23 protein-coding genes are annotated in these 23,934 nt (G+C 71.7%); 9 read left to right on the plus strand and 14 right to left on the minus strand.

Annotation, left to right across the window (positions count from 1 at the left end; genetic code table 11):
* Window positions 1-128 precede the first annotated feature (128 nt).
* Window positions 129-224, minus strand: coding sequence for a chaplin family protein (locus ACIBNA_RS06075; protein ID WP_399164059.1), 96 nt, complete (start codon window positions 222-224; stop codon window positions 129-131).
* 292 nt (window positions 225-516) lie between these two features.
* On the opposite strand from ACIBNA_RS06075, the gene ACIBNA_RS06080 reads away from it, so the two are divergent.
* On the plus strand, window positions 517-723 hold the full coding sequence (locus ACIBNA_RS06080; protein ID WP_399164060.1) for a hypothetical protein: 207 nt from the start codon (window positions 517-519) through the stop codon (window positions 721-723).
* Window positions 724-783: 60 nt separating this feature from the next.
* Here ACIBNA_RS06080 and ACIBNA_RS06085 read toward each other — a convergent pair whose 3' ends face one another.
* Window positions 784-1,275 (minus strand): DUF5709 domain-containing protein, encoded by a 492-nt coding sequence (locus ACIBNA_RS06085; protein WP_399164335.1) that lies wholly within the window; start codon window positions 1,273-1,275, stop codon window positions 784-786.
* Window positions 1,276-1,420: 145 nt separating this feature from the next.
* On the opposite strand from ACIBNA_RS06085, the gene ACIBNA_RS06090 reads away from it, so the two are divergent.
* On the plus strand, window positions 1,421-1,594 hold the full coding sequence (locus ACIBNA_RS06090; protein ID WP_399164061.1) for a hypothetical protein: 174 nt from the start codon (window positions 1,421-1,423) through the stop codon (window positions 1,592-1,594).
* Here the strand turns inward: ACIBNA_RS06090 and ACIBNA_RS06095 are convergent.
* From ACIBNA_RS06095 to ACIBNA_RS06115, 5 genes are all read right to left on the minus strand, one after another.
* On the minus strand, window positions 1,584-2,744 hold the full coding sequence (locus ACIBNA_RS06095; protein ID WP_399164062.1) for a HoxN/HupN/NixA family nickel/cobalt transporter: 1,161 nt from the start codon (window positions 2,742-2,744) through the stop codon (window positions 1,584-1,586). The genes ACIBNA_RS06090 and ACIBNA_RS06095 overlap by 11 nt on opposite strands.
* Before the next feature lie 174 nt (window positions 2,745-2,918).
* Window positions 2,919-3,767, minus strand: coding sequence for a proteasome subunit beta (gene prcB / locus ACIBNA_RS06100; protein WP_399164063.1), 849 nt, complete (start codon window positions 3,765-3,767; stop codon window positions 2,919-2,921).
* A gap of 91 nt (window positions 3,768-3,858) precedes the next feature.
* A complete protein-coding gene (locus ACIBNA_RS06105; RefSeq protein WP_399164064.1) occupies window positions 3,859-5,352 on the minus strand; it encodes a hypothetical protein in 1,494 nt (497 codons plus the stop codon).
* A 160-nt stretch (window positions 5,353-5,512) separates the two neighbouring features.
* Window positions 5,513-7,867 carry a glycoside hydrolase family 65 protein gene (locus ACIBNA_RS06110; RefSeq protein ID WP_399164065.1) on the minus strand — a complete coding sequence of 785 codons (2,355 nt, stop codon included), beginning with the start codon at window positions 7,865-7,867 and terminating at the stop codon, window positions 5,513-5,515.
* Window positions 7,864-8,601: an HAD family hydrolase gene (locus ACIBNA_RS06115; RefSeq protein WP_399164066.1), complete on the minus strand. Its 738-nt coding sequence runs from the start codon at window positions 8,599-8,601 to the stop codon at window positions 7,864-7,866. The genes ACIBNA_RS06110 and ACIBNA_RS06115 overlap by 4 nt, the downstream gene beginning before the upstream one ends.
* A 119-nt stretch (window positions 8,602-8,720) precedes the next feature.
* Between ACIBNA_RS06115 and ACIBNA_RS06120 the strand changes: the two genes are divergently transcribed.
* The gene (locus ACIBNA_RS06120) at window positions 8,721-9,380 is read left to right on the plus strand and encodes a nucleoside/nucleotide kinase family protein (RefSeq protein ID WP_399164067.1); all 660 of its coding nucleotides are present in this window, start codon (window positions 8,721-8,723) and stop codon (window positions 9,378-9,380) included.
* A 13-nt stretch (window positions 9,381-9,393) separates the two neighbouring features.
* Here ACIBNA_RS06120 and ACIBNA_RS06125 read toward each other — a convergent pair whose 3' ends face one another.
* From ACIBNA_RS06125 to ACIBNA_RS06145, 5 genes are all read right to left on the minus strand, one after another.
* Window positions 9,394-11,226, minus strand: a complete 1,833-nt coding sequence (locus ACIBNA_RS06125) for a hypothetical protein (protein WP_399164068.1) — start codon at window positions 11,224-11,226, stop codon at window positions 9,394-9,396.
* Window positions 11,227-11,233: 7 nt separating this feature from the next.
* Window positions 11,234-12,136, minus strand: coding sequence for a carbohydrate ABC transporter permease (locus tag ACIBNA_RS06130; RefSeq protein ID WP_399164069.1), 903 nt, complete (start codon window positions 12,134-12,136; stop codon window positions 11,234-11,236).
* Entirely contained in the window at window positions 12,133-13,044 is a 912-nt protein-coding gene (locus tag ACIBNA_RS06135) for a carbohydrate ABC transporter permease (protein ID WP_399164070.1), read from the minus strand. Before ACIBNA_RS06135 ends, ACIBNA_RS06130 begins: the two co-directional genes overlap by 4 nt.
* A 124-nt stretch (window positions 13,045-13,168) precedes the next feature.
* A complete protein-coding gene (locus tag ACIBNA_RS06140) occupies window positions 13,169-14,491 on the minus strand; it encodes an extracellular solute-binding protein (RefSeq protein ID WP_399164071.1) in 1,323 nt (440 codons plus the stop codon).
* Between the two features lie 274 nt (window positions 14,492-14,765).
* A complete protein-coding gene (locus ACIBNA_RS06145) occupies window positions 14,766-15,887 on the minus strand; it encodes an ROK family protein (RefSeq protein WP_399164072.1) in 1,122 nt (373 codons plus the stop codon).
* 240 nt (window positions 15,888-16,127) lie between these two features.
* Between ACIBNA_RS06145 and ACIBNA_RS06150 the strand changes: the two genes are divergently transcribed.
* The 3 genes from ACIBNA_RS06150 (at window position 16,128) to ACIBNA_RS06160 (ending at window position 20,877) form a co-directional block, all read left to right on the plus strand.
* A complete protein-coding gene (locus tag ACIBNA_RS06150; protein WP_399164073.1) occupies window positions 16,128-17,027 on the plus strand; it encodes a BadF/BadG/BcrA/BcrD ATPase family protein in 900 nt (299 codons plus the stop codon).
* Between the two features lie 205 nt (window positions 17,028-17,232).
* Window positions 17,233-19,149 (plus strand): phosphatase PAP2 family protein, encoded by a 1,917-nt coding sequence (locus tag ACIBNA_RS06155; RefSeq protein ID WP_399164074.1) that lies wholly within the window; start codon window positions 17,233-17,235, stop codon window positions 19,147-19,149.
* 168 nt (window positions 19,150-19,317) lie between these two features.
* The gene (locus ACIBNA_RS06160) at window positions 19,318-20,877 is read left to right on the plus strand and encodes a phospholipid carrier-dependent glycosyltransferase (RefSeq protein ID WP_399164336.1); all 1,560 of its coding nucleotides are present in this window, start codon (window positions 19,318-19,320) and stop codon (window positions 20,875-20,877) included.
* A gap of 26 nt (window positions 20,878-20,903) precedes the next feature.
* On the opposite strand, the gene ACIBNA_RS06165 is transcribed toward ACIBNA_RS06160, so the two are convergent.
* Together ACIBNA_RS06165 and ACIBNA_RS06170 are read right to left on the minus strand one after the other, a co-directional pair.
* Entirely contained in the window at window positions 20,904-21,305 is a 402-nt protein-coding gene (locus ACIBNA_RS06165; RefSeq protein ID WP_399164075.1) for a DUF3662 domain-containing protein, read from the minus strand.
* Between the two features lie 53 nt (window positions 21,306-21,358).
* Window positions 21,359-21,520 (minus strand): hypothetical protein, encoded by a 162-nt coding sequence (locus ACIBNA_RS06170; RefSeq protein ID WP_274821655.1) that lies wholly within the window; start codon window positions 21,518-21,520, stop codon window positions 21,359-21,361.
* A gap of 167 nt (window positions 21,521-21,687) precedes the next feature.
* Between ACIBNA_RS06170 and ACIBNA_RS06175 the strand changes: the two genes are divergently transcribed.
* The 3 genes from ACIBNA_RS06175 (at window position 21,688) to ACIBNA_RS06185 (ending at window position 23,862) form a co-directional block, all read left to right on the plus strand.
* Complete coding sequence (locus ACIBNA_RS06175; RefSeq protein ID WP_399164076.1) at window positions 21,688-22,608, plus strand: MurR/RpiR family transcriptional regulator; 921 nt, start codon at window positions 21,688-21,690, stop codon at window positions 22,606-22,608.
* Between the two features lie 263 nt (window positions 22,609-22,871).
* Window positions 22,872-23,252, plus strand: a complete 381-nt coding sequence (locus tag ACIBNA_RS06180) for a hypothetical protein (protein WP_399164077.1) — start codon at window positions 22,872-22,874, stop codon at window positions 23,250-23,252.
* Window positions 23,253-23,295: 43 nt separating this feature from the next.
* The gene (locus ACIBNA_RS06185) at window positions 23,296-23,862 is read left to right on the plus strand and encodes an antibiotic biosynthesis monooxygenase (RefSeq protein WP_399164078.1); all 567 of its coding nucleotides are present in this window, start codon (window positions 23,296-23,298) and stop codon (window positions 23,860-23,862) included.
* Window positions 23,863-23,934 lie beyond the last annotated feature (72 nt).

A 23,934-nucleotide genomic window follows, 5' to 3' on the forward strand; every position in this document is an offset into this window, starting at 1 on the left:
GGTTTGTTATCCCCACCACCGGCGGGTGGGCCGCCCCCCCCGGCGGGGGGGGGGGCCCCCGGGCGGGGGGGGGGGGGGGCCCGGGGGGGGGGGGGGGCCCCCCGCCGGCGGAGCCGTACGACCGTGCGTCAGTCCTTGATCGTGCACGCGTTGCCGACCACCGGGTTCAGCAGGCCGACCAGGTTGATCGAGTTGCCGCAGACCTTGGCGTTGACCGCGGACACGGAGACAGGCGCTCCCCGCGCACAAGCCACGTCCGACTTCCGGCCAGGACCGGCGAGCCTTCCGGCCGCCACCAGGCCAGCTTCCGGTCGGCTTCCGGGGGCTTCCAGTCGGATTCGGGTGAGCTTCCGGTGAGGGTCTCGGCAGGGCATCCGGCGAGCTGTCGGTGGGGGACCAGCGCAGCGGCCGGGGCTCTCCGGATGCACGCTGGGCTCCCGCGTTGAATGGTGATATCGGACCCGATTTTCCGCACCGGGGCCGCACCAGCGATCCGGACCCTAGGGAGCAGAGAACATGTCGACGTCACAGCCCCACGCGTCCCGGCCGCCCGAGGACAGTGCCACCCCGGACCGCCTGCTCCACGCCCGCACCGGCACCGACGTGTCGCCGGAGGACCTCGTCCTCGCCTCGGGCAAGGACATCACCCCGCGCAACCTGGAATGGGCCAAGCGCAAGCTGGCAGCGGAGGGCCCGGCCGCGCTGGAGAAGCTGCTGCCGTAGCCCTTCCCCGCAGGGCGTCGCGCGTCACACGGTTCTCCATGACGCGTGACGCCCTGCGGGTCACGCCCTGTCGTCGTCCTCCGGCAGGTCGCTGTCGTCCTCCACCACGTGTACCGCCGCCTCCTCCGCACCGGCCGCGCCCCCGTCGATGCCGACGTCCGTCGCGACGGTCTCCTTCGTCGTGTCGGGGTGGGCGCCCTCGTCCGGGGCGACCAGGCGGCCCGCACGGTCGGTGCCCGCTTCCGGGTCGACCGGTTCGCCGTCGCTGTCGGGGCTGTCGCCCAAGCCGTCCCCGGCGGGTTCGGCGGACACGTCGGGGACCTCCTGGGAGAGGCGTTCGTCGAGGGTCTCGCCGTCGTGCTGCTCGGCGGCGGTGGTGCCGCGCTTGGTGACGCCGAGCGGCTTCTCCGGCGGGGAGTAGCCCTCGTCGAGGGTGTCGTCGTAGGTCCGTTCGTCGACGGCGTCCTGGAGGTCCAGCGGCGCGGCGTCCTCCTGCTCCTCGTTGCTCCCGGTGGGCTGGTACGCGTCGTCCGCCATCGGTTCGGGGCGCATCGGTTCCGTGCCCATCACTTCTGCCTCCCTGTCGCGCTGCGTCGACTCGTTCGTCTCACGTGCCCGTTCCGCGTTTCCCGTTACGCGGTCTCTAACCTCGGCGGACGCATCACCCTGCGGTAGGTTCGCCGTCCGGGAGGGCGTCATGACCGATGAGGGCCTGTACGAGGACGACGACGTGGTCCGGCGGTCCGAGCGCGTGGCACGGGCCGGCTGGATCGCGATCGCCGCGATGACGGGGGTGCTCGGCTGTGCGGTGGCCGTCGCCCTCCTGGCGGTGGCCCTCGCGTTCGGGTACACCGTCGCCGTCATGGACTGACACCGCCTCCCGGCCGGGCCAGGTCCCCCGTCCACTTCTCCTCGATGCGCGCGAACCTCCACACCAGCAGCGCCACCACCCAGGTGGCGACGAAGAGCGCTACGACGACGTAACCGAGGACGTTGAGGTCGAGGCCTGCGATCCAGTCCCAGAAGGGGCCGTGCAGGCCGAGCCGCTCCACGAGCAGGCCGAGGAGTTCGACGGTCCCGATGAGCAGGGCCACGGCGACGGACAGGCCGGTGATCGTGAGGTTGTAGTAGACCTTGCGGACCGGCTTGGAGAAGGCCCAGCCGTAGGCGAAGTTCATGAACGAGCCGTCGATGGTGTCGAGGAGGCACATCCCGGCGGCGAACAGGACGGGCAGGCACAGGATCGCGTACCAGGGCAGGCCGGAGGCGGCGCCGGAGCCGGCCAGGACGAGCAAGGCGATCTCGGTGGCGGTGTCGAAGCCGAGGCCGAAGAGGACGCCCAGCGGGTACATCTGCCCGGGTTTGGAGACCGACTTCATGACACGGCCCAGGAGGCGGTTCATGAAGCCGCGGTTGTTCAGCTGCTCCTCCAGGGCGGCCTCGTCGTAGTGGCCCGAGCGCATGCCGCGGAACACCTTCCAGATGCCGCCGAGGACGACGAGGTTGACGGCCGCGATGAGGTAGAGGAACGTCCCGGAGACGGTCGTGCCGATCAAGCCGGTGACGTCGTGCAGCGCGGAGCCGTCGTCGCGCACCGGTCCGGCCAGGGTCTTCACGCCGAGGGTGAGCAGGAAGGCCAGGACGAAGACGACGCTGGAGTGGCCGAGGGAGAACCAGAAGCCGACCGACAGCGGGCGCTGCCCCTCGCCCATCAGCTTGCGGGTGGTGTTGTCGATGGCGGCGATGTGGTCGGCGTCGAAGGCGTGCCGCATGCCGAGCGTGTACGCGGTGACGCCGATGCCGACGCCGAAGGTCTGTGTGCCGATGCTGCGGTGCTCGGGGGCGACGATCGCGACGAGGGTGAACCAGCCGATCACGTGCAGGGCCACGATGACCGCGGCCATCCCCCCGACCCTGGTCCACTCCTGACGCGTCATGGAGGTGCGGACGCGGTGCCGGGCCGTGCGCTGGGCGGAAGCCGTGGCGGGGAGGGGCGGAGTGGACTCAGGGGCGGCCGTCATCGGGGGGAGGTCTTTCTGTCGGACGGACGGCTGCGGGAAACAGCCTCGCGCCATCCTCTGGTACCTGCAACACGTATGCAGTAAAGCCCGCGACAGGTCTTGTCCATGGAACCGAAAACTCCGCGGAACCGGGCGCCCCACGGTGGGGTGTCACACGCTCCCCGCGGCGGGGTGTCACATCGCGGCGTTCGGTCCGTCCGGCCGGCTGCGGCGCTGCTCGACCATCTCGCGACTGAGCTCCTCCGTCTCCGCCTCCGGCAGCCGCTCGAATCCGTCCTCGGTGATGACGGACACGACGGGGTAGATGCGGCGGGTGATGTCCGGGCCGCCGGTCGCGGAGTCGTCGTCGGCCGCGTCGTACAGCGCCTGGAGCGCGGCCAGGGCCGCCTCGCGCCGGGACATGCCCGGGCGGAACAGTTTCTTCAACGCGCCCCGGGCGTACGGCGAGCCGGAGCCCTCGGCGTGGAAGCCGAACTTCTCGTAGCGGCCGCCGGCGACGTCGAAGCCGAAGATGCGGCCGCGCCCGCCCTCGTCAGCCGCGGGGTCGTAGCCGGCGAGCAGCGGGACGACGGCGAGGCCCTGCATGGCCTGCCCCAGGTTGCCCCGGATCATCGTGGCCAGCCGGGTCGCCTTCGCGGCGAGGGTCATGGGGATGCCCTCGACCTTCTCGAAGTGCGTCAGCTCGACCTGATAGAGCTTCACCAGGTCCAGCGCGAGCCCGACGGAACCGGCGAAGGCCACCGCGGTGCGGTCGTCGGCGGGGTGCACCTTCTCCAGGTCCCGCTGGGCGATGAGATTCCCCATCGTCGCCCGCCGGTCGCCCGCGATCAGCACGCCGTCGCCGTAGGTGAGGGCCAGCACGGTGGTGCCGTGCGGGGCGCCCTCGGCGCGGACGCCGTCCGGGAGGATCCGGCGGGTGCTCAGCAGTTCGGGGCGGTGGGCCGCCAGGAACTCGGTGAAGGACGAGGAGCCGGGTGTGAAGAACTCCTCCCCCAGCCGGCCCTCGTGGTCGTTCCCCGCCATGGCGTTCCCCCCTCGTCCGTGACCGTCAACCGACTCCTACCTGAACGGGGCGGGCGGGAAACGCGAGTTGGGGCGGGAGCGCCGTGCGGCGTCAGGGGCCGGTCCGCTGTGCGGGCGGTGCGACGCGGACGTCCAGGTCCGAGATCCGGTGGACGGGCCAGGTGCGGGCGTAGCCCGGCGGTGTGCCGCCGGCCGGGGTGAGGTGGGCGACGGGGAGCCGCTGCGCGGTGCGCAGGACGGCCGCCGGGGTGGTGTTCTCGTTGTGTCCGGCGGTCGCGCCCGAGGAGCAGCCGGCGTAGTAGCCGATCGGGAGGGCGTTGTGGCCGGTGAGCAGGCAGGGCGGGCGGACGCCGAGGCGATGGAGCGCGCCGGCGGTGCGGTCCCAGTCGCGGCGGCTGTCGGTGTTGCGGGCCACGGTGCGTTCCAGGACGGCGACCTGCACCGCCAGATGCCCGGCCAGGCCGAGCGCGACCAGGGCGGCGGCCACCGGGCGCCACTTCCCGCCCGGGGCCCTGACCAGGTGCCACAGGGCGTCGGCGACCGGGATCGCGAGCAGCGCGTAGGTCGGCTGGAGGAAGCGGGGCGCTGCGTAGCCGATCATGAACAGGTACGGGAGGGCTGCCGTGGCGGCGCAGGTCAGCGGGACGAGGGTCCGTCCCAGGCGCCGGGCCCGGGCCGCGACCACGAGACCGAGGCCGGCCAGCACCGGCAGGACGAACCACCAGACGGTGACCAGGGGATGGGGCATCGAGCCGGTGCACGGTCGGCACAGGGCCCGTCCTCCCAGGCTGCGCAGCTGGTCGTCGACGGCGATCTGCCAGCCCAGTCCGCCCTGGATACGGGAGGCGTCGGACAGCCGCTGCCCGAGGCCGCCGTGCCCGACGTAGGCCTCGATCACCCACGGGACGGCGCCCGCCGCGAGGCCTGCCACGAGCACGAGCAGGAGCCGCCAGTGGCGGCGCACCAGGGTGATGGCGAGCAGCGGCACGGTCACCCAGACCGCGTCGGTGGGCCGCATCCACGCCATGAGGGCGGCGCCCGCCGCGATGCCCCACAGCGCCGCTCGGGCGGAACGCTGCGCCCGGGCCCGCAGGAAGCAGCCCACGCTGATCAGGGCGCCGATCGCGACCCAGTAGTTGGGCATGGCCTGCGGACCGTAGAAGAGGGTCACCCACAGGGAGGCGAAAAGGGCGCCGCCGACGACCAGGACCCGGGTCGGGAACAGGCCCCGCCAGGCGCGCAGGGCCAGGAAGAGGGCGAGGCCGGAGAGCAGGGCGAGGTAGACGCGCAGCAGCGGGATCGACGACGACCAGGACGCGACGGGCGCCACGAGCAGAGAGACGCCCCGGGAGCGCGGTGCGCTGAAGAAGGCCGCCGGGGTGTGGGAGGTGACCTGGCTGACGTAGACGATCTCGTCCCAGCCGAGGCCGAGGACGGGCCGGACGAGGACGAGCTGGGCGACGGTGAAGACGGCGGCCACCGCGGCGAGCGGTCCGTCGACGCGAGTCCCGCGAGTGGCGCCCGACGCGGCCGCCTGTTCGCGTCTTCGCATACGAACGAGGATGGCGTTCGCGCCGTCGGACATCGTCCACCCCTTACCCCCTACGCGTCGTAGGGCCGCTGGGACCTCCGCGGCCCGCGGGCCGGACGCGGAGGTCCGATTATCGGAAAACACGGCCAAGCTAACCCGCGGGGTGGGGACGTGCAGAGCGGATTACGGCCAAGTGGCTGACGCGATCCGGGGGTCAGTGGGCGTTCGGGGCGCGGTGCGGTGGCTGGCTCGGGGCCGGACGCTGCGTCAACGGGGGAACGGGGCGGGTGACGGGGGCTTCCTCACGCACCGTCACCTCGGTGCCGTGGTGACGAATCGTCAGGGGCGGGCCGGAGCGCAGCGTGTACGTGGCCTGCCCGGCGGTCAGCTCCACCCGCAGGCACCGGCCGAGGAACCCCACCGTGAAGGCCAGCCGGCTGTACCTCTCGGGCAGGCGGGGCGCGAACCGCAGGCCGCCGTCGACGCACCGCATACCGCCGAACCCGGCCACCAGCGCCATCCAGGTGCCGGCCAGCGAGGCGATGTGCAGCCCGTCGCGGGTGTTGTGCTCCAGGTCCCCGAGGTCCATCAGGGCGGCCTCGGCCGTGTAGGCGCAGGCCAGGTCCAGGTGGCCGGTCCGGGCGGCCATGACGGCCTGGACGCAGGCCGACAGGGAGGAGTCCCGTACGGTCAGCGGCTCGTAGTAGGCGAAGTTGCGGGCGATCTGCTCCTCGTCGAAGTACTCCTCGAAGAAGCTGCCGCAGGTGTACATCGCCAGCACCAGGTCCGCCTGCTTGATCACCTGCTTGCGGTAGAGGTCGAAGTACGGGAAGTGGAGCATCAGCGGGTACTGGTCCGGGCCGGTGCGGTCGAAGTCCCAGCGCTGGTAGCGGGTGAAGCCGGCGTGCTGTTCGTGCACGCCGAGCTCCTCGTTGTAGGGGACGTGCACGGCCTCGGCGGCGTCCCGCCAGGCGGCCATCTCCTCCTCGTCGGCGCCGAGCCGGGCCGCCTCGTCGGGGTGGCGTTTGCAGGCGTCGGCGGCGGCCAGCAGGTTCGCCCGGGCCATGAGGTTGGTGTACGTGTTGTCGTCGGCGATCGCGCTGTACTCGTCCGGTCCGGTGACGCCGTCGATGTGGAAGACGCCCCGGTCGTCGTGGTGGCCGAGGGAGCGCCACAGGCGGGCGGTCTCCACCAGCAGCTCCACGCCCACCTCGCGCTCGAACTCCTCGTCGCCGGTGGCCGCCACGTACCGCACCACGGCGTCCGCGATGTCGGCGCCGACGTGGAAGGCGGCCGTGCCCGCCGGCCAGTACGCGGAGCCTTCCGAGCCCTCGATGGTGCGCCAGGGGAACGCGGCGCCGCGCAGGCCGAGTTGGGCCGCGCGCTCGCGGGCGGCGGGCAGGGTGTCGAGGCGCCAGCGCAGGGCCTCGGCGGCCGCGGCCGGCGCGGTGTAGGTCAGCAGCGGCAGCACGAACGCCTCGGTGTCCCAGAAGGCGTGGCCGTCGTAGCCGGAGCCGGTGAGTCCCTTGGCGGGGATGGCGCGCTGTTCGGCGCGGGCACCGGCCTGCAGGACGTGGAAGAGGGCGAAGCGGACGGCCTGCTGGATCTCCTCGTCGCCGTCGATCTCGACGTCGGCGCGCGCCCAGAAGTCGTCGAGGTAGGCCCGCTGGTCCTTCAGGAGCCCCCACCAGCCGCTGTGCGCGGCCGCCGCCAGGGCGGCCTCGACCTGATCGCTCATCGCGGGCCGGGAGCGGGCGCCGGACCAGCCGTGCGCGACCAGTTTCTCCACCCGCAGCCGCTCCCCCGGCTCCAGGACGGAGGTGACGGTCAGCCGGGCCACGTCCACGTTGCTCTCGCTGCTGGTCGTGGTCCGTTCCGGGCCGGTGACGAGGTGGTCGGCGGCCACGGCGACCCTGAGGCCGCTGCGCCGGGTGCGGTGGACCAGGCGCAGCCGGCTGCCCGAGGCGAGGTCCTCCTCCGGTTCCAGCGGCGACTTCAGCGCCCGTGCGGCGCGCGGGTCGCCGTCCGGCCCGGGCAGGCTCTCGTTGGCGACGAGCTCCGACTGGACGACCACGCGGGTACGGCTGTCGACGGGCTCCACCTCGTACGCCACGGCGGCGATCGCCCGCTGGGTCAGGGACACCAGGCGCGTGGAGCGCACCCGGACCGTCGAGCCGGCCGGGGAGGTCCACTCGCAGACCCGTTCCAGCACGCCGCGCCGCAGGTCCAAGGTCCGTTCGTGGGTGACGAGGCGCCCGTAGCGCAGGTCGAACGGCTCGTCGTCGACCAGCAGCCGCAGCACCTTGCCGTTGGTGACGTCGATGGAGGTCTGGCCGGACTCGGGATAGCCGTATCCGGCCTCGGCGTACGGCAGCGGGTGCAGTTCGTGGACGCCGTTGAGGTAGGAGCCTGGCAGCCCGTGCGGTTCGCCCTCGTCGAGGTTGCCGCGCCAGCCGACGTGGCCGTTGGACAGGGCGAACACGGACTCGCTCTGTGCCAGGAGGTCGAGGTTGAGCTCCGTCTCGCGCACCGTCCAGGGTTCGACGTTGTACGCCCGCTGTGTGATCACTGCGAGTCCCCCAGTTCGGCGAGGTCCCTCACCACGACGTCGGCGCCGTGTGTGTACAGCGCGTCGGTCTGTCCCACGCGGTCGACGCCGACGACGTACCCGAAACGGCCCGCGCGGCCCGCGTCCATGCCGGCCAGGGCGTCCTCGAAGACGGCTGCCTCGGCCGGTTCGACGCCGAGGTCCTCGGCGGCGGCCAGGAACGTGTCGGGGTGCGGTTTGCCGGGCAGCTTGCGCTCGGCGGCGACCACGCCGTCGATCCGTACGTCGAAGAAGTGCTCGGCGCCGATCGAGCGCAGCACGTCCCGGCAGTTGGCGCTGGAGGAGACGATGGCGGTGCTCAGGCCGAGGGCGCGGACGGCCTCCAGATAGCGCAGGGTGCCGTCGTAGGCCTCGACGCCTTCGGTGCGGATCTTGTCGAGGACCAGTTCGTTCTTGCGGTTGCCGAGGCCGTGCACGGTCTGTGCTCCGGGTGGGTCGTCGGGGTCGCCGTCGGGCAGGTCGATGCCGCGGGACGCGAGGAAGGCGCGCACGCCGTCGGCCCGTGGCAGGCCGTCGACGTACTCGTCGTAGTCGGACGCGTCGAACGGCCGGAAGTCCGCGCCGTCGCGCTCGCGCAGGAAGGCGTCGAACATCTCCTTCCAGGCGGCCGCGTGCACGACGGCCGTCTTGGTGACGACACCGTCGAGGTCGAAGAGGCAGGCGTGGATGTCTTCGGGGAGACCGAGCTGCGTCATACAGGTCCGGTTCCCCGACCCGCGATGTCCAGTGAGTGGCGCACGCCACACTGTTGGGGGCGCGCGGAGTGCGGGACTCTCGACGCCCGAGCCCGGACGCCGGTGACACACTCTCCTCTGTGCCAATCACCTTCGACGACCTCGTCCGCCGTGCCCGGGTCCTGCCTCAGGCCGGCCGGCGCGCGATCCTCGGTATCACCGGCAGCCCCGGCGCGGGCAAGTCGACGCTCGCCGAGCGACTGGTGCGGGAACTGAACGGATCCGGCGACCCGTGGGTGGCGCACGTCCCCATGGACGGCTTCCATCTCGCCGACGCCGAACTGGAGCGGCTCGGCCGCCGGGACCGCAAGGGCGCGCCCGACACGTTCGACGCGGCCGGCTACGCCGCCCTGCTGCGGCGGCTGCGCGAGGAAACGCACGACGTCGTGTACGCGCCCGGCTTCGAACGCGTCCTGGAGCAGCCGATCGCGGGGGCGATCCCGGTGCCGCCGACGGCCCGGCTCGTCGTGACCGAGGGCAACTACCTCCTGCTGGAGACCGGCGCCTGGGCCCGGGTGCGCCCCCGGCTCGACGAGGTGTGGTTCTGCGAACTCCCCGAGCCGGAGCGGACCCGGCGACTGGTCGCCCGGCACGAGGAGTTCGGCAAGGGCCACGAGGAGGCCGTGGCGTGGGTGATGCGCTCGGACCAGCGCAACGCCGAACTGGTCGCCACGACCCGGGACCGGGCCGACCTCGTCGTGCCTCAGTTGGCGCTGCCGTGTGTGGACGCGCAGGCGTGACCGGCCGGCGGCGTCAGCGCCCGAGTGTGAGCTCCGGTTCCGCGTCCGCGCCGCCCGCCGCGTCGCCGATCACGGCCGTGAACGCCTCGGTGCGGACCGTCAGGGCCGTTCCGTCGCGCTCGAACGTGGGCGTGAACGCGCTGTCGTCCCGGCCGTAGCGCACGGCGAAGACGTGCAGGTCCTCGGGTGCGCCGGGGGCCGGTCCGGCTTCCAGGGCGGTCGAGGCGACCAGGTGGCGCCAGCCCTCGTCGGGGTTGCCGTAGCCGCGCGGGTCGGCGGCCAGGGCGAAGGCGGCCTGCTCCTGGGTGGTGTCCGTGCGGGCGTCGAAGTGGTGCGGGTCGTCCGGGCCCGGGTGGGTCAGCCGCAGTGGGCCCGCCGACGTCGCCCGGGGCTGTGACGTCCGGCGCACCCGGTCGCCGTCGTCGGCTGCGTAGGGCAGGCCGGCGAGCAGGTACGGCGTGCCCGGGAGCCGTTCCACGGCGACCGTCGTCCACAGGCTGGTGCCGTCGGTGACGTACAGGGACCGGACGTGGCGCAGGACGTGGTCGCGGCCGACGACCGGCTTGGTGACCAGCTTGGCCGTCAGTCCGTCGGCGGTCACGTCCCGGACGCGGACCTCGCCCATCGGGCGGGACAGCAGGAAGCCGTCGGTCACGGGGCCGAAGCCGTGCTGGCGGTTGACGGCGGCCGGGAGGTAGTAGGTGCCGGCGGCCTCGACCAGCGAGGGCGTCATGCGGTCGTCGAAGGCCACCGACACCGAGCCGGCGCGCAGTTGGTGCCGGGCGGCGACCGTGGCCGGGGCGCGGTGCCAGCGCGTGGTGTCCTGGATCTGCCAGACCAGCATCCACGCGAAGTGCCCGTCGACCCCGCCGTCCGCCTTGCACGCGTGCCGGGCCCAGCGGCTGTCGCCCCGGTAGCGGCCCAGGTCCGAGCCGATGCGGGCGCTGAAGTAGCGCAGCCCCAGCACCGACTCGAAGGCGGAGTGCTGCTCGCTGTAGCGCGGACCGCCGTTGTCGAAGCCGCCGCTCGTCAGGCGGGCGTCGATGTAGCGGGCGAGCGCGTCGCCGTCCTCGGCGAAGATCTCCTCGCCGCTGACCCGATGGGCCTGGGCGAGGAAGGACAGGGAGATCGGGCCGTAGTTGTTGTCGTAGGCGCCGCCGTGCTCGGGCGGCAGGAGCGCGCCGCGGTCGCGGACCCGGTGGGCGCGGATCTCGTCCTCGTACAGCCGCATGGCCTCCCGGCGCACCGGGTCGCCCTCGGCCGGCGGCAGGTGCCGGGCCAGCATCAGGCCGCCGACCACGCAGCCGATCGCCTGGTTGCCGGCCTCCTGCGGGTTGAAGAACGTCACCTCCGTCAGCCAGCGCCAGTAGCCGTGTGCCACCTCGACGAGTCGGGCGCGCTGTGCGTCGTCGACCAGTCCGTCCGCCGCGTCCAGCACGTTCACCGCCTGGAGCAGGGCCCACACCGTGCTCGGCCAGTCGCCGATGGGGTGCGCGCCGGCCGCCAGGGTGTAACGGGCGTACGGCAGGCCGGAGTTACGTGCCTTCAGGTTGGGGTAGCCGGGGTTGTCCTCGGTGTAGACGCGCTCGTCGAGGTGGAAGGCGAGGCTGCGGCGCACCGCCTCCGGCAGGCGAGGGTCCTTGGTGCGCTGCCAGGCCAGGGCGAGCAGCGAGGTGACGCCGAGGGACGTGTCGCCGATGTCGTCGACGCAGTCGGGGTGTTCGAGGTTGCCCTCCGGCGTCATGCGGGCCAGGGCCTGCTCGGTGACGTCGGCGAGGACGGCGTCGTACGCCTGAGGGGTGTCGGGGAGGTCGTGCAACGGGCCGCGCTGGTGAGGGAGGTGCACGGGTGGGTCAGTCCTTCAGTCCGGCGTTGATGTCGGCGTTCATGACGTAGCGCTGGAACACCAGGAAGACGACGATCAGAGGGATCATGGAGATGACCGATCCGCCGAGCACCACCGACCAGTTGATGTTCTGCGCCCCGACGAGGCTCTGGATGCCGATCTGCACGGTGAACTTTCCGGGGTCGTTGAGCATCAGCAGCGGCCAGATGTAGTCGTTCCACCGCCACTGGAACGACAGGATGGCGAGCGTCAGCATGATGGGCCGGGAGATCGGCACCATGATCCGCAGGAAGATCGACAGTTCGCGGGCGCCGTCGATGCGGGCGGCCTCGATGAGCTCGTCGGGGACCGTCAGGAAGAACTGGCGGAACATGAAGCATCCGGTCGCGGTGAGCACGGCCGGGAGGATGATGCCGGCGAGCGAGTTGTAGAGGCCGAGGTCGCGGACCACCAGGAACTGCGGGGCGAGCATGACCTCGCCCGGCAGCATCGTGGTGGCCAGGATGCCGACGAAGAAGACCTTGAGCCACTTGTTGTCGTACTTGGCCAGCGCGTATCCGGTGCAGCAGCTGACGCCCACCGTGAGGATCGTCGCGATCACGCTCACGATGGTCGTGTTGATGAAGTACTGGGAGAAGTTGGCGCTGTCCCACGCCGTCTTGTAACCCGACAGGGTGGGGTCGTGCGGAAGCAGCGTCAGCGGAAGGGAGAACAGGTCTCCCGCCGGCTTGAAGGAGCTGAGTACGAACCACACCACCGGCAGCCCGTAGAGGGCCGCCAGGACCCAGAGCAGTGTCGTCGCGGGCACCGCGCGCCGAAGCCGGCCGCCGCCCCCACTGCGGGACCGCTTTGCGGAAAGGGCCCTTCCGGAGTCGGCGTCGACCTTATGCGGCGTGTCTGTGGTTGTCATCGGTTCTCCACCCGTCGGTTGACGATCAGCTGGATGATCGCGACGGCCATCAGGATGAGCATGAGCACGAACGACGCGGCGCTCGCGTAGCCGATCTGGCCCGACTTGAAGCCGGTCTGGTAGATGTACTGGACAAGCAGGTTGTTCGACGTTCCGGGTCCGCCGTTGTTGAGGGAGGCGAACAGCGGGTATTCCTTCATCCCGTGGATCGTGTTGAGCAGGATGACGATGAAGGAAGTGGGCGCGATACTCGGCAGTGTGATGCTGATGAACTGGCGCCACGCACCGGCGCCGTCGAGCGCGGCCGCCTCGTAGTACGACTGCGGTACGTTCTTGATCGCCGCGATGAACAGCAGCATGGAGAAGCCCGTCCAGGCCCAGGATGCCGCCACCACGACCACCATCAGCGACAGGTCCGCGTTCGACTGCCACGGAACGGCACTTCCGCCGAACTTCTCGATGAAGTAGTTGACCAGTCCGAAGTTCTCACCGAACAGCCACCGCCACAGGACGCCCACGACGATGGGCGACAGAAGCCACGGGATGAAGAAGAAGACGCGGGCGACCGACACGCCCTTGGCGTGCTTGCTCACCAGCACGTTGGCGATGAGCAGTGAGAACACGAAGTTCAGCGGAACGAAGAGCACGGTGTACAGCAGTGTCCGGGTCAGCGCGTCGAAGAAGGTGGAGTCCCCGAACAGGTTGCTGTAGTTGTCCAGTCCGACGAACTGGAACGCCCCTACGCCCGTGTAGTTCGTGAAGGAGTAGACGAGCCCGATCACTGCCGGCCAGACGAAGAACAGCGCGAAGAGCACGGCGTTGGCCGCGATGAGGACGAGCGGCGCAAGAGTGTACTTACTGCGGCTCCTGGGCGGGCTCGCGGACACGTCCGGGGCGCGTTTGGTCATCTTCCTGACTCCGTGCTGGTGGAATGGGTTCCTGTGGGCTCAGGCCATGAGCCCGGCATCGCGTGGTCCCGAGGCCGGGCGGCGCGGTGTCTCCACCCCGCCGCCCGGGCCTGTCGGCCTGCGCTCAGCCGCCGACCTGCTGGTTGTAGCCGTCCACGATGTTCTGCAGGGCCTTGTCGGCCGACTGCTGGCCGTTGATCGCCTTGCCCAGCTCCGTCTTGGTCGGGTCCTCGGTGAGGCTCTTGCCCTTCAGCACCCACTTCGTCTGCGCGGAGTTGAAGTAGCCGGAGATCGGGGCGTAGAGCGGGATCGACTCGTTGTACAGCTTGAACGCCGCCTGCGCCGCCTCGGACTTGAAGGGGTACTTCGGGTTCAGACCGCTCTCGACGGGCAGGAACCCGGACGCCTCGCACAGCGCCTGGTAGTGGGCCGGCTCGTACAGCCAGGACAGGAACTTCGTCGCGGCGGCGGCCGCGTCGCCGTTGTTGTTGAAGCCCACCGTCATGCCGCCGCTGTTGACGTCGCTCGCCTGCACCGGTTCGGCGGGAGTCGGGACGCTCGCCCAGTCGAACTTCTTGATGCTCTCCGCGAAGGCGGGCACCTGCCACACGCCGGACCAGTAGGCGACCACGTCACCGCTCTGGAACATGGCGGACGGGTCGGCGCCGCTGGTCCACACCGACTTCGGCATGGTCTTGTCGTCGTTCATCTCGACGAAGCGCTTCACGGCCTTCTTGGTCGCGGCGTCCACCGAGAACTTGCCGGAGGAGTCCGCGTGGACGTACTTCCCGCCGAGCTCGTACACCATGGCGCGGAGCCGGGAGGGCGACTGGTCGAACGTGAGGGAGTACTTGGCGCCGGTCTTCTCCCGGACCTTGTCCGCCGCCTTGATGAATTCGGTCCAGGTCCAGGTCTTCTGGGGCGAGGTCGGGACGGAGACGCCGGCCTTCTTGAACAGCGTCTCGTTGATGAACAGGCCGGACGCGGTGATGTCCGAGGGGATGGACAGCACCTTCCCGGACGAGTCCTTGGCGACGAAGTTGCCGTTGATCTTGTTGCTCTTCTTGTTGGCGATGGAGCTGAGGTCGATCAGCTTGTTCGCCCAGATCGGGTCCAGCTTCGGCACTGCCGCCACGTCGGGCAGGGAGTTCGCCTGCGCGGCGTTGCGCAGCTTCGCGTCGTAGCCGTCGTAGGGAATGTTGACGAGGTTGATCTTGACGCCGGTTTCCTTCTTGTACTGCGTCACCATCTTCTTCCAGCCCGCGTCCTGTCCCGGAACCGTGGAGATCCAGAACGTCAGCGACTTGGAGGTCCCGCCCGAGCCGGATTCCGACCCGCAGGCGGAGAGCAGAAGGGCACCTGCCGTGGCCACGGCAGCGAGGGGAATCACGCGGCGTATGCCGCCGCGGCCGAGTCGGCGGGAGCGCCGCACACCCACACTGGTCATCTTCGATCCCTTTTCGTCGTAGCGGAGGAAGCACGGCGCCAGCCGAGGCGGCACGGGTGCATTTGCGGGGAAAATTCGCTTTCCGGGGGCACGGCCTCGCCCGGCCGCGACGCCTTGACGGGTGGGGTCCCCGGCCATGACGGCCGACGTCGCACAAGCACGCCCTCGTGCGGCTGCCGTACTTCTCGTACGGGCGGGAGGCTCACCCGGAGTCGGCGTCCCGGCCGACTCAGAAAGCGCTTGTCCGGACATTGGCAGACCGATGGCGCAGCCGTCAATGCTTCGCCCGCACAGCTCCGGTCACGGTTTGAATTCCATGGGCGACCGCGAGCCTGCTGGCGCCCGCCACCGTGCCGGTGTCGCCCACGACGCTGCTGACCACCTCGGTCGGCCAGCTCAGCCGGGCCAGTTCCGCCCGCACACCGGGCAGGAGCTGCGGGTCGGCGCCGGTGTCCCCGCCCAGCACGATCAGCCCGGGGTCCAGTACGGCCGCGACGGCGGCGGCGAGCCGGCCCACGTCGGCGGCGTGCGAGGCGACCACGGCACCGGCCGTGGCATGCCCCTGCCCGGCGAGCGCGAGGAGCCGCTCGGCGGTGCGCGGACGGGGCCCGTCGCCGTCCTGCCAGGCCTCGGCCGCCCGGCGCAGCAGGGTGCGCGAGCCCATGCGCTGTTCCAGGCCCTCGTGGCGCGGGGCGCGGTCGTCGTCCCACGGGTAGGGCAGCCGGGCCACCTCACCGGCGGCGCCGTTCGCGCCGCGCAGCACCCGCCCGCCGATGACGACGGCGAGACCGATGCCGACGCCGATGCGCAGGTAGCCGAAGGTGTCCCGGCCGACGGCGGCGCCCTCGTGGAGTTCGGCGAGGGCGGCGCAGTTGACGTTGTTCTCCAGGTGGACGGGGACTCCCTCGGGCAGCGCGACGGCCATCGCGTCGAAGGCGGGGCCGGCCTTGGCGGTCGCGGGGCGTTCCCCGGCGCCTTCCCGGTCCCGTGTGGTGACGTCGCCGACGGCGACGACGACGGCCCGCAGCGGGGCTCCGGCGGGCAGCGCGTCGAGGACCTTGCGGACGGTGTCGGCCGCGTCCGGGCGGGATCCGGTGCCCTCGGCGAACAGGGTGCCGTCCAGGGCGCAGCCGCGCACCCGGGTCACGGCGGGTCCCAGGTCGACCGCGAGCACGGCGCCGGCGGCCGGTCCGAGACGGTAGATGGCGGCGCTGCGGCCGGTGCCGCCGAAGGCCCTGCCGGAGTGGGCGGCGAGCTCGACGGCTTCGAGCTCGGCCACGGCGGAGGAGACGGTCGGCTTGGAAAGGCCCGCGCCGGCCGCCAGCTGGGGGCGGGTGGCCGTGCCCGTCCCGGCCAGTACGTCGAACACCACACGGGCACTCTCACTCAGGTGCATGGTCTCCCCAGGTCGTGCTGCGGCCGTGCAGGGCGGCGGCAGGGGTCGCGCGGCATCGGGATTCCGTGCCTCTTGACGCGCACCCTACTTCGTTAGTTAACTTCCTAACGAACTTCACGGTACTCGCCTGCCGTGGCCCGCAGAAGCCCGTCCCGGGGCTTCCCTACCTCTTCAACTGGCGTGGTCCGACGCACGGTTCGCCTGCCGTCGCCGTGACCGCGCAACGACGAAAGAGGACCCGTGCAGGACTCCGCGCCTTACGTGGTCGGTATCGACGTGGGCGGCACCAAGACGCATCTGCGTGCCCTCACGGGCGACGAAGGCGTCGTCGACCGTGTCCGCAGTAGTGCGGGCTGGCGGCCGCACGAGCCCGATGCCGCGGCCGGCCGGCTGGCCGCGCTTGTCCGTGACGCCCTGCCGGCCCACGCACGCCCGTCCGCCGTCGCCGTGGGCGCTCACGCCTGCGAGACGCCGCGCCAGTGTCAAGCCATCCGGGCCGCGCTTCAGGAGCGGCTCGGGGTGCCCGCGCTGGTCGTGGGCGACGCCGAACTGCTCGTCCCCGCCGCCGGGCTGGACAAGGGTGTCGGTCTGGTCGCCGGTACCGGTTCGGTCGCGGTGGGGCGGCTGCCCGACGGCGCTCTGGTCCAGGTCGGCGGCTGGGGCGCGGTGCTCGGCGACGAGGGCGGCGCTGCCGGACTCGTCCGCGAGGCCGCGCGGGCCGTCTGGGCGGCGCACGACCGCGGCGAGGAGCCCGACGCGCTGGCCGCGGGGCTGGTCGCCGCGTTCGGCGTGGCCGAGGTGCCGGCCCTCGGCGCCGCGCTGGAGGCCGCCACGGATGTCTCCGCTCAATGGGGCCGCCACTCCCCCGTGGTGTTCGCCGCCGCCGAGGCGGGCTCACCGCTCGCCCGGGCCGTGATCGCCGAGGGCGGCCGGGCACTCGCCGCGCTCGTCGTACGGCTCGCCGGGCGCGGGGTCGCGGTGGACGACGTGGTGGTGGCGGGCGGCACGGTGCTCGCCCAGCCCGCGCTGTACGCGGCGTTCACCTCCGCGCTCGCCGAGTCCCTGCCCGCGGCCCGGCCGCAGCCGCTGCGCGTGCCGCCGGTCGAGGGCGCGGTGGCGCTGGCCCGTTCGCTTCTGTGAGCCGGGCGGGCGTCGTTCACGTTCCGGACACCGGCTCGTGGCCGGACCCTCTCCGAAGGGTCACGACACGGCCGTAGATCTTCGCTCGTCACTCAACAGGTGCCCCACAAGCAGTCAAAGGCGCCAAGAGTCGCACACGATCGCACGACCTTCCCCGGCCGCACGGCTGGAAGAACCCGTCGCAGAACTCAAGAGAGGCACACGCATGCCGTCACCAGCCGGGCCCATCGCCACCGCGTCCGTCGACCGGCGGGGCTTCCTCAGGACGTCCCTGGGCGCCTCGGCCGGTCTGCTGGCCGCGCCCACCTTCGCCACGTGGCTCGCCGCCGCCGACGCGAAGGCCGCCACGGGCCCCGCCGCGTTCGTCGACGACTACAAGTCGAACGTCCTGACGAACCAGACCCCCGAGACCAACGCGGTCATCCGGATCCTGGGCGGCATGTCCCGGGTGTGGAAGACCGGCGGCGCCTGGGACACCGGCCGGGTCCTGGACCGCGAGGTGCTGCGCGCCAACATGCGCTACTGCGCCCGGGTCACGGCATCCCGCACCGAGGCGCAGGCCAAGGAGGCCTTCCTCTACGACCGCCAGCACCAGAGCTACGCCATGATCGGCGGCCTGGGTCCGCTCGCCGGCCTGTACAAGTCGGGTGCGAAGGCGGTCACGTCGATCACCGCCGCCCCGGACGGCACGCCCCCGGGGAAGATCAGCGACACCCTGCCCGCCGACGCCCCGGCCGGGTCCGCGCTCGGCGCGGGCTCCTACGACTCGGAGCTCGGCAAGGTGGCCAAGCTGGTCGACACCGTGCGCGGGCCGTTCGCCTCGGGCAACCCGGCCAAGTTCGCCTTCCAGTACCCGCGTCCGTGGCGGATGAACGAGGACAGCGAGGTCGTCGACACCGGCAGGAAGGACGCCCTCGGCTACCCGGTGTACGACTCGGACGTGGTCGTGGCCCCGCAGTTGCTGCGGCAGCGTTCCGAGGACCCGGAGGAGGACGGCGGGTTCCCCAGCGGCCACACCAACGCCTTCCATCTGGCCGGCCTGGCCTTCGCGTACGCGGTGCCCGAGCGTTTCCAGGAGCTGGTGACGCGGGCGTTCGAGCTCAGCCACACCCGGATCATGGCGGGCATGCACTCCACCGTCGACGTCATCGGCGGCCGGATCATGGCGACCGCCCTGACCGCGGCGGCGCTGGCCGACCCGGCGAACGCGGAGCTCAAGGCGGCGGCACGCGCCCAGGCCCTCGCCTACTTCACCCAGAAAACCGGCACGACGGCGGACACGCTGTACGACTACGCCCACTCGGACGCCGATGACGCCTACGCCGACCGCGAGGCGGGCGCCCGGGCAGTCGGGCCCCGGTTGACGTACGTCCTGCCCCGCCGCGGCCGCAAGGACCCGCTCACCGTGCCGAAGGGCGCGGAGGTCCTGCTGGAGACGCGGCTGCCGTACCTGAGCGCGGCCCAGCGCCGCGAGGTGCTGCGCACGACCGCGCTGCCCTCCGGGTACGTCCTGCTGGACGGCTTCGAGCAGTGGGGCCGGCTGAACCTGTTCGCGGCGGCGGACGGGTACGGCGCCTTCGACACCGACGTCACGGTGACGCTGGACGCGGCGGCCGGGGGCTTCCACGCTGCCGACAGCTGGCGCAACGACATCGAGGGCGAAGGCGGGCTGACCAAGCGCGGCACGGGCACGCTCACGCTGACCGGCCACAACCGGTACCACGGCGGGACCGTCGTCGAGGACGGCACACTGGTCGCCGCCTCACCGGGTGCCCTGGGGCAGGGCGACGTCCGGGTCACGGGCGGCACGCTGCGCGCGGACAAGGTCCTGCGGGTGCGCGGCTCGTACGTCCAGGAGGGCGAGTCGACGCTGGAGCTGCTGCTGCGCAAGAACCACGGCCCGGCCCTCGCGGTGAGCCGGCGCGTGCTGCTGGGCCGGGGCAGCGTGCTGTCGCTGCGGCTCGACGCCGAGCGGCCGCCCCTCGCGGGGACGACCGTCCCGGTCCTGTCGGCTCCGGGGCTGCGCGGCCGGTTCGACCGTGTCGAGCTGGACTCGACGACGCTGCGGGCCGTGCCCGTTCACACGGCTGACGGTCTGTCGGTGCGACTCGTGAAGCGGTGACGCCCCGAGCGGCGGGGGCTGATGCAAAGTTGGTCCATGAGGGACCTCTGGATCGCTCCCGCCGTGCCGCGACCGCGGTCGCTCCCGCCGCCGTCACCGGCGGGGGCCACGCGGCGGGCCGGCGGACGGTGGCCGCTGTCGCTCCTCGTGGCCGTGCTGCTCGCGCAGATGGCCTTCGCCATGGTCACCACCGCCGTGCGGCAGACCCCGACGATCGACGAACCGGTGTACGTGGGCGCGGCCGCCGAGTACACGCACCAGCACCGGCTGCGCCACAACCCCGAGCACCCGCCGCTCGGCAAGCTCGTCATCGGCGCCGGTGTGACCCTCGCGGATCCGCGTGTCGACTCCTCCTTCACCGGCGACCAGGGCGCGGTGGGGCGGCATCTGCTCTACGAGACGGGCAACGCCCCTTGGCGGCTGATGCTGTGGGCCCGCCTCCCCGTGATCGCGCTGACGCTGCTGTTCGGGCTGGTCGTCTTCGCCTTCGCCCGTGAACTGGCCGGGACGGCCGGGGCGTTGGCCGCGCTCGCCCTGTACTGCTTCTCCCCCGACGTCATCGCCCACGGCTCGCTCGCCACGCTCGACGTGCCGGCCGCCGGGTTCGTGCTGACGTCGGCGTGGCTGCTGTGGCGGGCCCGCCGCGGGCCCGGGCTGTACGTGCCGCTCGCCGGGGTGGCGCTGGGTGCGGCCCTGGCCACGAAGATGAGCACGCTCCCCGCCGTACCGGTGCTCATGGCTGTGGCCGCCGTGTCGGTGTGGCACGCGTCGGCAGGTGGCCGGGGGCGGGATGCGGCGGGGCAGGTTCTGGTGCGGGCGGTCGCGGGCGCGGGTGTTGTGGCGCTGGCCGCTGTCGCGGTCGTGTGGGTGACGTATCTGATGGTCGATCCGCGGCTGCTCTGGACCCCGGAGCAGCATGTACCGACCGTGCGGGGGCTGCGGGGGCTGCTGGTCGAGGCGCTGCCGTTCCCGGAGGCGTACCGGGACGGGATGCGGATCCAGTTCGGGCTGGAGTACCGGCCGTGGCAGGGGTTTCTGTTCGGCCGGTTGTACTCGGGTTCGCTCTGGTACTACCTGCCGGCCGCGCTGCTGGTGAAGACACCGCTCGGGATGCTCGCGCTGTGGGGCGCCGGGGCCGTCGTCGTGGTGGCGGTACGCCGCCTGCGGCCGGCCGCGTCCTATGTACTGGCCGCGCCTGTGGTGCTGCTGGCGGCGGCCATGCAGGGGGCGCGGGACCTGGGCACTCGGTACGCCGTCTTCCTGCCGCTGTTTCTCGCGGTGGCGGCCGGTTGCGTTCTCGTGGTGCGGCGGCGGTGGGTCTCCGTCGTGGTGGGGGCGCTGGTGGCGTTCGTCGCGGTCAGTTCCCTGCGTGCGTACCCCTACTACCTGCCGTACTCCAACGAGGCGTTCGGCGGGCCGGGCAGGACCCGGGAGTTCTTGCACGACTCCAACGTGGACTGGGGACAGGATCTGGGGCGGCTCGCGGAGCGGCTGCGGGAGCGGTATGCGGGTGAGCGGGTGTGGTTGGTCTACAAGGGCAGTGGGGTGCCGTCCTTCTATGGCATCCGGGCCCGTGATCCGCGTCGGGTGCCGGTCGGTGACGTGCGGGGTGTGCTGGTGGTGTCGGACTCCGCGGCTGCGAAAGCGACCGGGCGGCTGGCCGAGTTGCTCGGCGGCAGCCGCCCGGTCGACGACGTCGGGCACTCGATCACGATCTATCGCCGTTGAGCGTCGTCCAGTGTGCCGTGTGCGGGTCAATGAGTCGCGTGGAAGAAGCCGTCCGTGCTCACGTGCTGCATGACGCGACTGGCCACGCGATAGCGTCCGTTGGGCACGTCGGGGCACTTCGCGACGTGTACCGCGAGCGGGCCCGCGAACTCGTAGCCCTTGCGTTCCGCGTGGCGGGACAGGCTGTCGGTAAGGGCCTGGCCCACGCTGGTGCCCTGGCGCGTCAGTTGGTCGTGCACCTCGTCGGCGAGTTCCACGTCGTAGGCGTTGGGGACCATGACCCGGCCCGCCCGGCACACCACGGCGTTGTCGTCGCACTCGTGCCGCAGGGCGTCGAGGACCTCGACCGGCTCCTTGTCGAGGACCCGCGCCCACAGGGCCTCCCATCGGCTTTCCAGTGTCTCCTCCAGCGCACTCAGTGCGCCCATGCGGTCTCACCTGCCGGAAGCGTCGTCGGTTCGGTTGCGGTGGCCGGGGTGTGCTAATGCTCGTCGTAGTCGTCAGGCCGTACCTCGGCCTCCTCCAGGGCCTCGCGCATCGTGCGGCCGGTCGCGCCCGGCGGCCGGGACTGGTTCTCGTCCTGGCGTTCCAGGACCTCGTCCGTGGTCTCCGTCTTCGGCCGGTTCTCCTCGGGGACGGTCATGACGATGGCTCCTCGTCCGTCGTGTCGGGCTCTTCTGCCGCGGCGGGTTCCCGCCCGGCGTCCGGGTATCCACTCGCCGGGCACCTCATGTGCTGTGTGAAGAAGCCCTGGTCACCACGGTGCGTGAGCTATGTTGAACGTCCGTGGGAGACGAAGGAGGCGCACCGGTGCCATCGCCGCAGCAGGCACGCGCACAGGCATCCGCGATCACCTCGGGGAAGGCCGCCCCGGAAGTGGAGGTCTCCCCGTCCGCCCAGCTCAGGGCGCTCTTCGACCGGCCCCGGCTCTCCCCGGGCCAGCGGCGCATCGCCCAGTACCTGATCGAGAACATCACCGAGGCGGCGTTCCTGTCCATCACGGATCTCGCGGACCGGGTCGGCGTGAGCCAGCCCTCGGTGACGCGGTTCGCCTCGGCGGTCGGCTTCAGCGGTTACCCGGCTCTGCGGGAAAAGCTCCAGGCGATCGCGCTCGGCACCCTCGCGGGCGGCGGCCCGGCCGAGGAGAACCGGGGCAACGAGCTGCAGGCGGCGGTCGACGCCGAGATCGAGAACCTGGAGAACCTTCGGCGGGACTTCGCCGATCCGAACCTGGTGATCGACATCGGCCGCAAGCTGGCGTCCTCGGCCCCGCTGACGGTCCTCGGCCTGCGCATCTCCGTCTCTCTGGCCGAGTACTTCGCCTACGCCGCCCGCCGGATCCACCCGGACGTACGGCTCGTGACGCGGGGCGGCAGCGTCGCCTACGACGCCCTGCTCCAGTCGCGCGAGGCGGGCGGCACCTGGGCGCTGGCGTTCTCCATGCCCCGGCACGCCCAGGAGACCCTGACGGCCGTCCGGGTCGCGCGGGGCGCCGGGCTCAAGGTCGCCCTGATCACCGACCTGGCGCTCGGGCCGCTCGCGGACGAGGCCGACGTCGTCTTCTCCCTCGGGACCGGATCGCGCCTGGTCTTCGACTCCTACGCCGCCCCGGGCGTGATGTGCTCGGCGCTGCTCCAGGCCATGACGGACGCGGATCCGGAACGGACGCAGGCCCGGCTCGAGGAGTACGAACAGGTCGCCGACCAGCACCAGTTCTTCCTCCGGGACTGACCGCACGCACCAGATCACACATGGGGACCATCCACAACAAAGCGCCCATGAATGTTTTCATGCGCCTTGAAAACCGGATGGCATATATAAATACTGCTCACGGATCGCGACCCGGTCGTTTTTCCGGATCCGTTCCGCCACCCGAGGAGGCCGGCTCCTACCCGCTTCGGCGTCCCGGGTGTCCGTGGCGGCCCCGGTCATCCCCTAGGCCGGGGCCGCCACGACCCGTCGTCCACCCTCACGACGCCGCACACCCGGAAGCGATGATCATGCCTCTGACGTCCACGCGCATCAGCCCGGACTGGCCCTGCCAGGTCAAGGCCCCCGGGAGCTACGACTGGGAGCGCTCGGCGGCCAAGTGGCTGCGCGAGCTGGTGCCCGCGCGCTACGCCGGCTACCCCGTGTTCGTCCGCCACCCCGTCCTGCTCGCCCGGCACGCCCAGATCCAGGTCCAGCAGGAGATCAGGGTGGCCCGCACCGCCCTCCAGACCGCCCGCGCCGACCTGCCCGGACTCGGTCTGCACGAGGGCGTCATCGAGCACACGATCAAGCTGTACGCGGCCGAGGTCATGCAGTTGCAGCACATCGCGCGCAGCGTCCGGGCGGTCACCCAGGCTCTGGTGGAGGCCAACCGCCAGCCGTGAGTCTCAGGGCATGACCCGCGTCGTGCGTGGCACACGTGGGGGGATGAGCACCACCGAAGTCCGGCGCCGCGAGCCGGTGACCACGGTTCTGACCTGGCAGGTGCGTCCCGGCCGGGAGCGGCAGTTCGAGGAGTGGACGCACGGCATCACCCGCTGCGCCAGTCAGTTCCCGGGCAACGAGGGCGTCTCCTGGCTCACGCCCGAGGACGGCCACCGCTACCACGCCGTGCTGCGCTGGTCCGACCAGCACCGGCTGGCCGCCTGGCTGGAGTCCGAGGAGCGCGCGCACTGGCACCGGCGGATCGAGGACATCGCCACCGAGGTCAGCAGCGAACGTCAGTCGACGACCGGGATGGAGACCTGGTTCAGCCTGCCCGGCACCACCGTGCAGGCCCCTCCCCGGTGGAAGATGGTCCTCACGACGTTCCTCGGCGCCTACCCGTTCACCCTGCTCATCCAGTGGCTGGTGACGCCGCACACCACCGGCTGGCCGCTGCCGCTGCGGGCCGCCATGTTCCCGCTGGTGCTGCTGCCGGTGCTGACGTATCTGGTCATGCCGAGGCTCAGCCGGCTGCTGCGGCTGTGGCTGTATCCGCGCGACGGCCACTGACGGCTCGGGAGGCTGATGTGACCGGTGTGGCCCGCCGGATACGGCAGTGGCCAGTGCGCGCAAGGCCGTCTT

Source organism: Streptomyces sp. NPDC050164 (genome assembly GCF_044459945.1).
Lineage (GTDB): Bacteria > Actinomycetota > Actinomycetes > Streptomycetales > Streptomycetaceae > Streptomyces > Streptomyces coeruleorubidus_A.

What these genes read in the sequence shown, in the direction of transcription:
- ACIBNA_RS06080 (WP_399164060.1), top strand. Translation starts at nt 517, where the DNA reads ATGTCGACGTCACAGCCCCACGCGTCCCGGCCGCCCGAGGACAGTGCC.
- ACIBNA_RS06085 (WP_399164335.1), bottom strand. Translation starts at nt 1,275, where the DNA reads ATGCGCCCCGAACCGATGGCGGACGACGCGTACCAGCCCACCGGGAGC.
- ACIBNA_RS06090 (WP_399164061.1), top strand. Translation starts at nt 1,421, where the DNA reads ATGACCGATGAGGGCCTGTACGAGGACGACGACGTGGTCCGGCGGTCC.
- ACIBNA_RS06095 (WP_399164062.1), bottom strand. Translation starts at nt 2,744, where the DNA reads ATGACGGCCGCCCCTGAGTCCACTCCGCCCCTCCCCGCCACGGCTTCC.
- prcB (WP_399164063.1), bottom strand. Translation starts at nt 3,767, where the DNA reads ATGGCGGGGAACGACCACGAGGGCCGGCTGGGGGAGGAGTTCTTCACA.
- ACIBNA_RS06105 (WP_399164064.1), bottom strand. Translation starts at nt 5,352, where the DNA reads ATGTCCGACGGCGCGAACGCCATCCTCGTTCGTATGCGAAGACGCGAA.
- ACIBNA_RS06115 (WP_399164066.1), bottom strand. Translation starts at nt 8,601, where the DNA reads ATGACGCAGCTCGGTCTCCCCGAAGACATCCACGCCTGCCTCTTCGAC.
- ACIBNA_RS06130 (WP_399164069.1), bottom strand. Translation starts at nt 12,136, where the DNA reads ATGACAACCACAGACACGCCGCATAAGGTCGACGCCGACTCCGGAAGG.
- ACIBNA_RS06135 (WP_399164070.1), bottom strand. Translation starts at nt 13,044, where the DNA reads ATGACCAAACGCGCCCCGGACGTGTCCGCGAGCCCGCCCAGGAGCCGC.
- ACIBNA_RS06140 (WP_399164071.1), bottom strand. Translation starts at nt 14,491, where the DNA reads ATGACCAGTGTGGGTGTGCGGCGCTCCCGCCGACTCGGCCGCGGCGGC.
- ACIBNA_RS06145 (WP_399164072.1), bottom strand. Translation starts at nt 15,887, where the DNA reads ATGCACCTGAGTGAGAGTGCCCGTGTGGTGTTCGACGTACTGGCCGGG.
- ACIBNA_RS06155 (WP_399164074.1), top strand. Translation starts at nt 17,233, where the DNA reads ATGCCGTCACCAGCCGGGCCCATCGCCACCGCGTCCGTCGACCGGCGG.
- ACIBNA_RS06160 (WP_399164336.1), top strand. Translation starts at nt 19,318, where the DNA reads ATGGCCTTCGCCATGGTCACCACCGCCGTGCGGCAGACCCCGACGATC.
- ACIBNA_RS06165 (WP_399164075.1), bottom strand. Translation starts at nt 21,305, where the DNA reads ATGGGCGCACTGAGTGCGCTGGAGGAGACACTGGAAAGCCGATGGGAG.
- ACIBNA_RS06170 (WP_274821655.1), bottom strand. Translation starts at nt 21,520, where the DNA reads ATGACCGTCCCCGAGGAGAACCGGCCGAAGACGGAGACCACGGACGAG.
- ACIBNA_RS06180 (WP_399164077.1), top strand. Translation starts at nt 22,872, where the DNA reads ATGATCATGCCTCTGACGTCCACGCGCATCAGCCCGGACTGGCCCTGC.
- ACIBNA_RS06185 (WP_399164078.1), top strand. Translation starts at nt 23,296, where the DNA reads ATGAGCACCACCGAAGTCCGGCGCCGCGAGCCGGTGACCACGGTTCTG.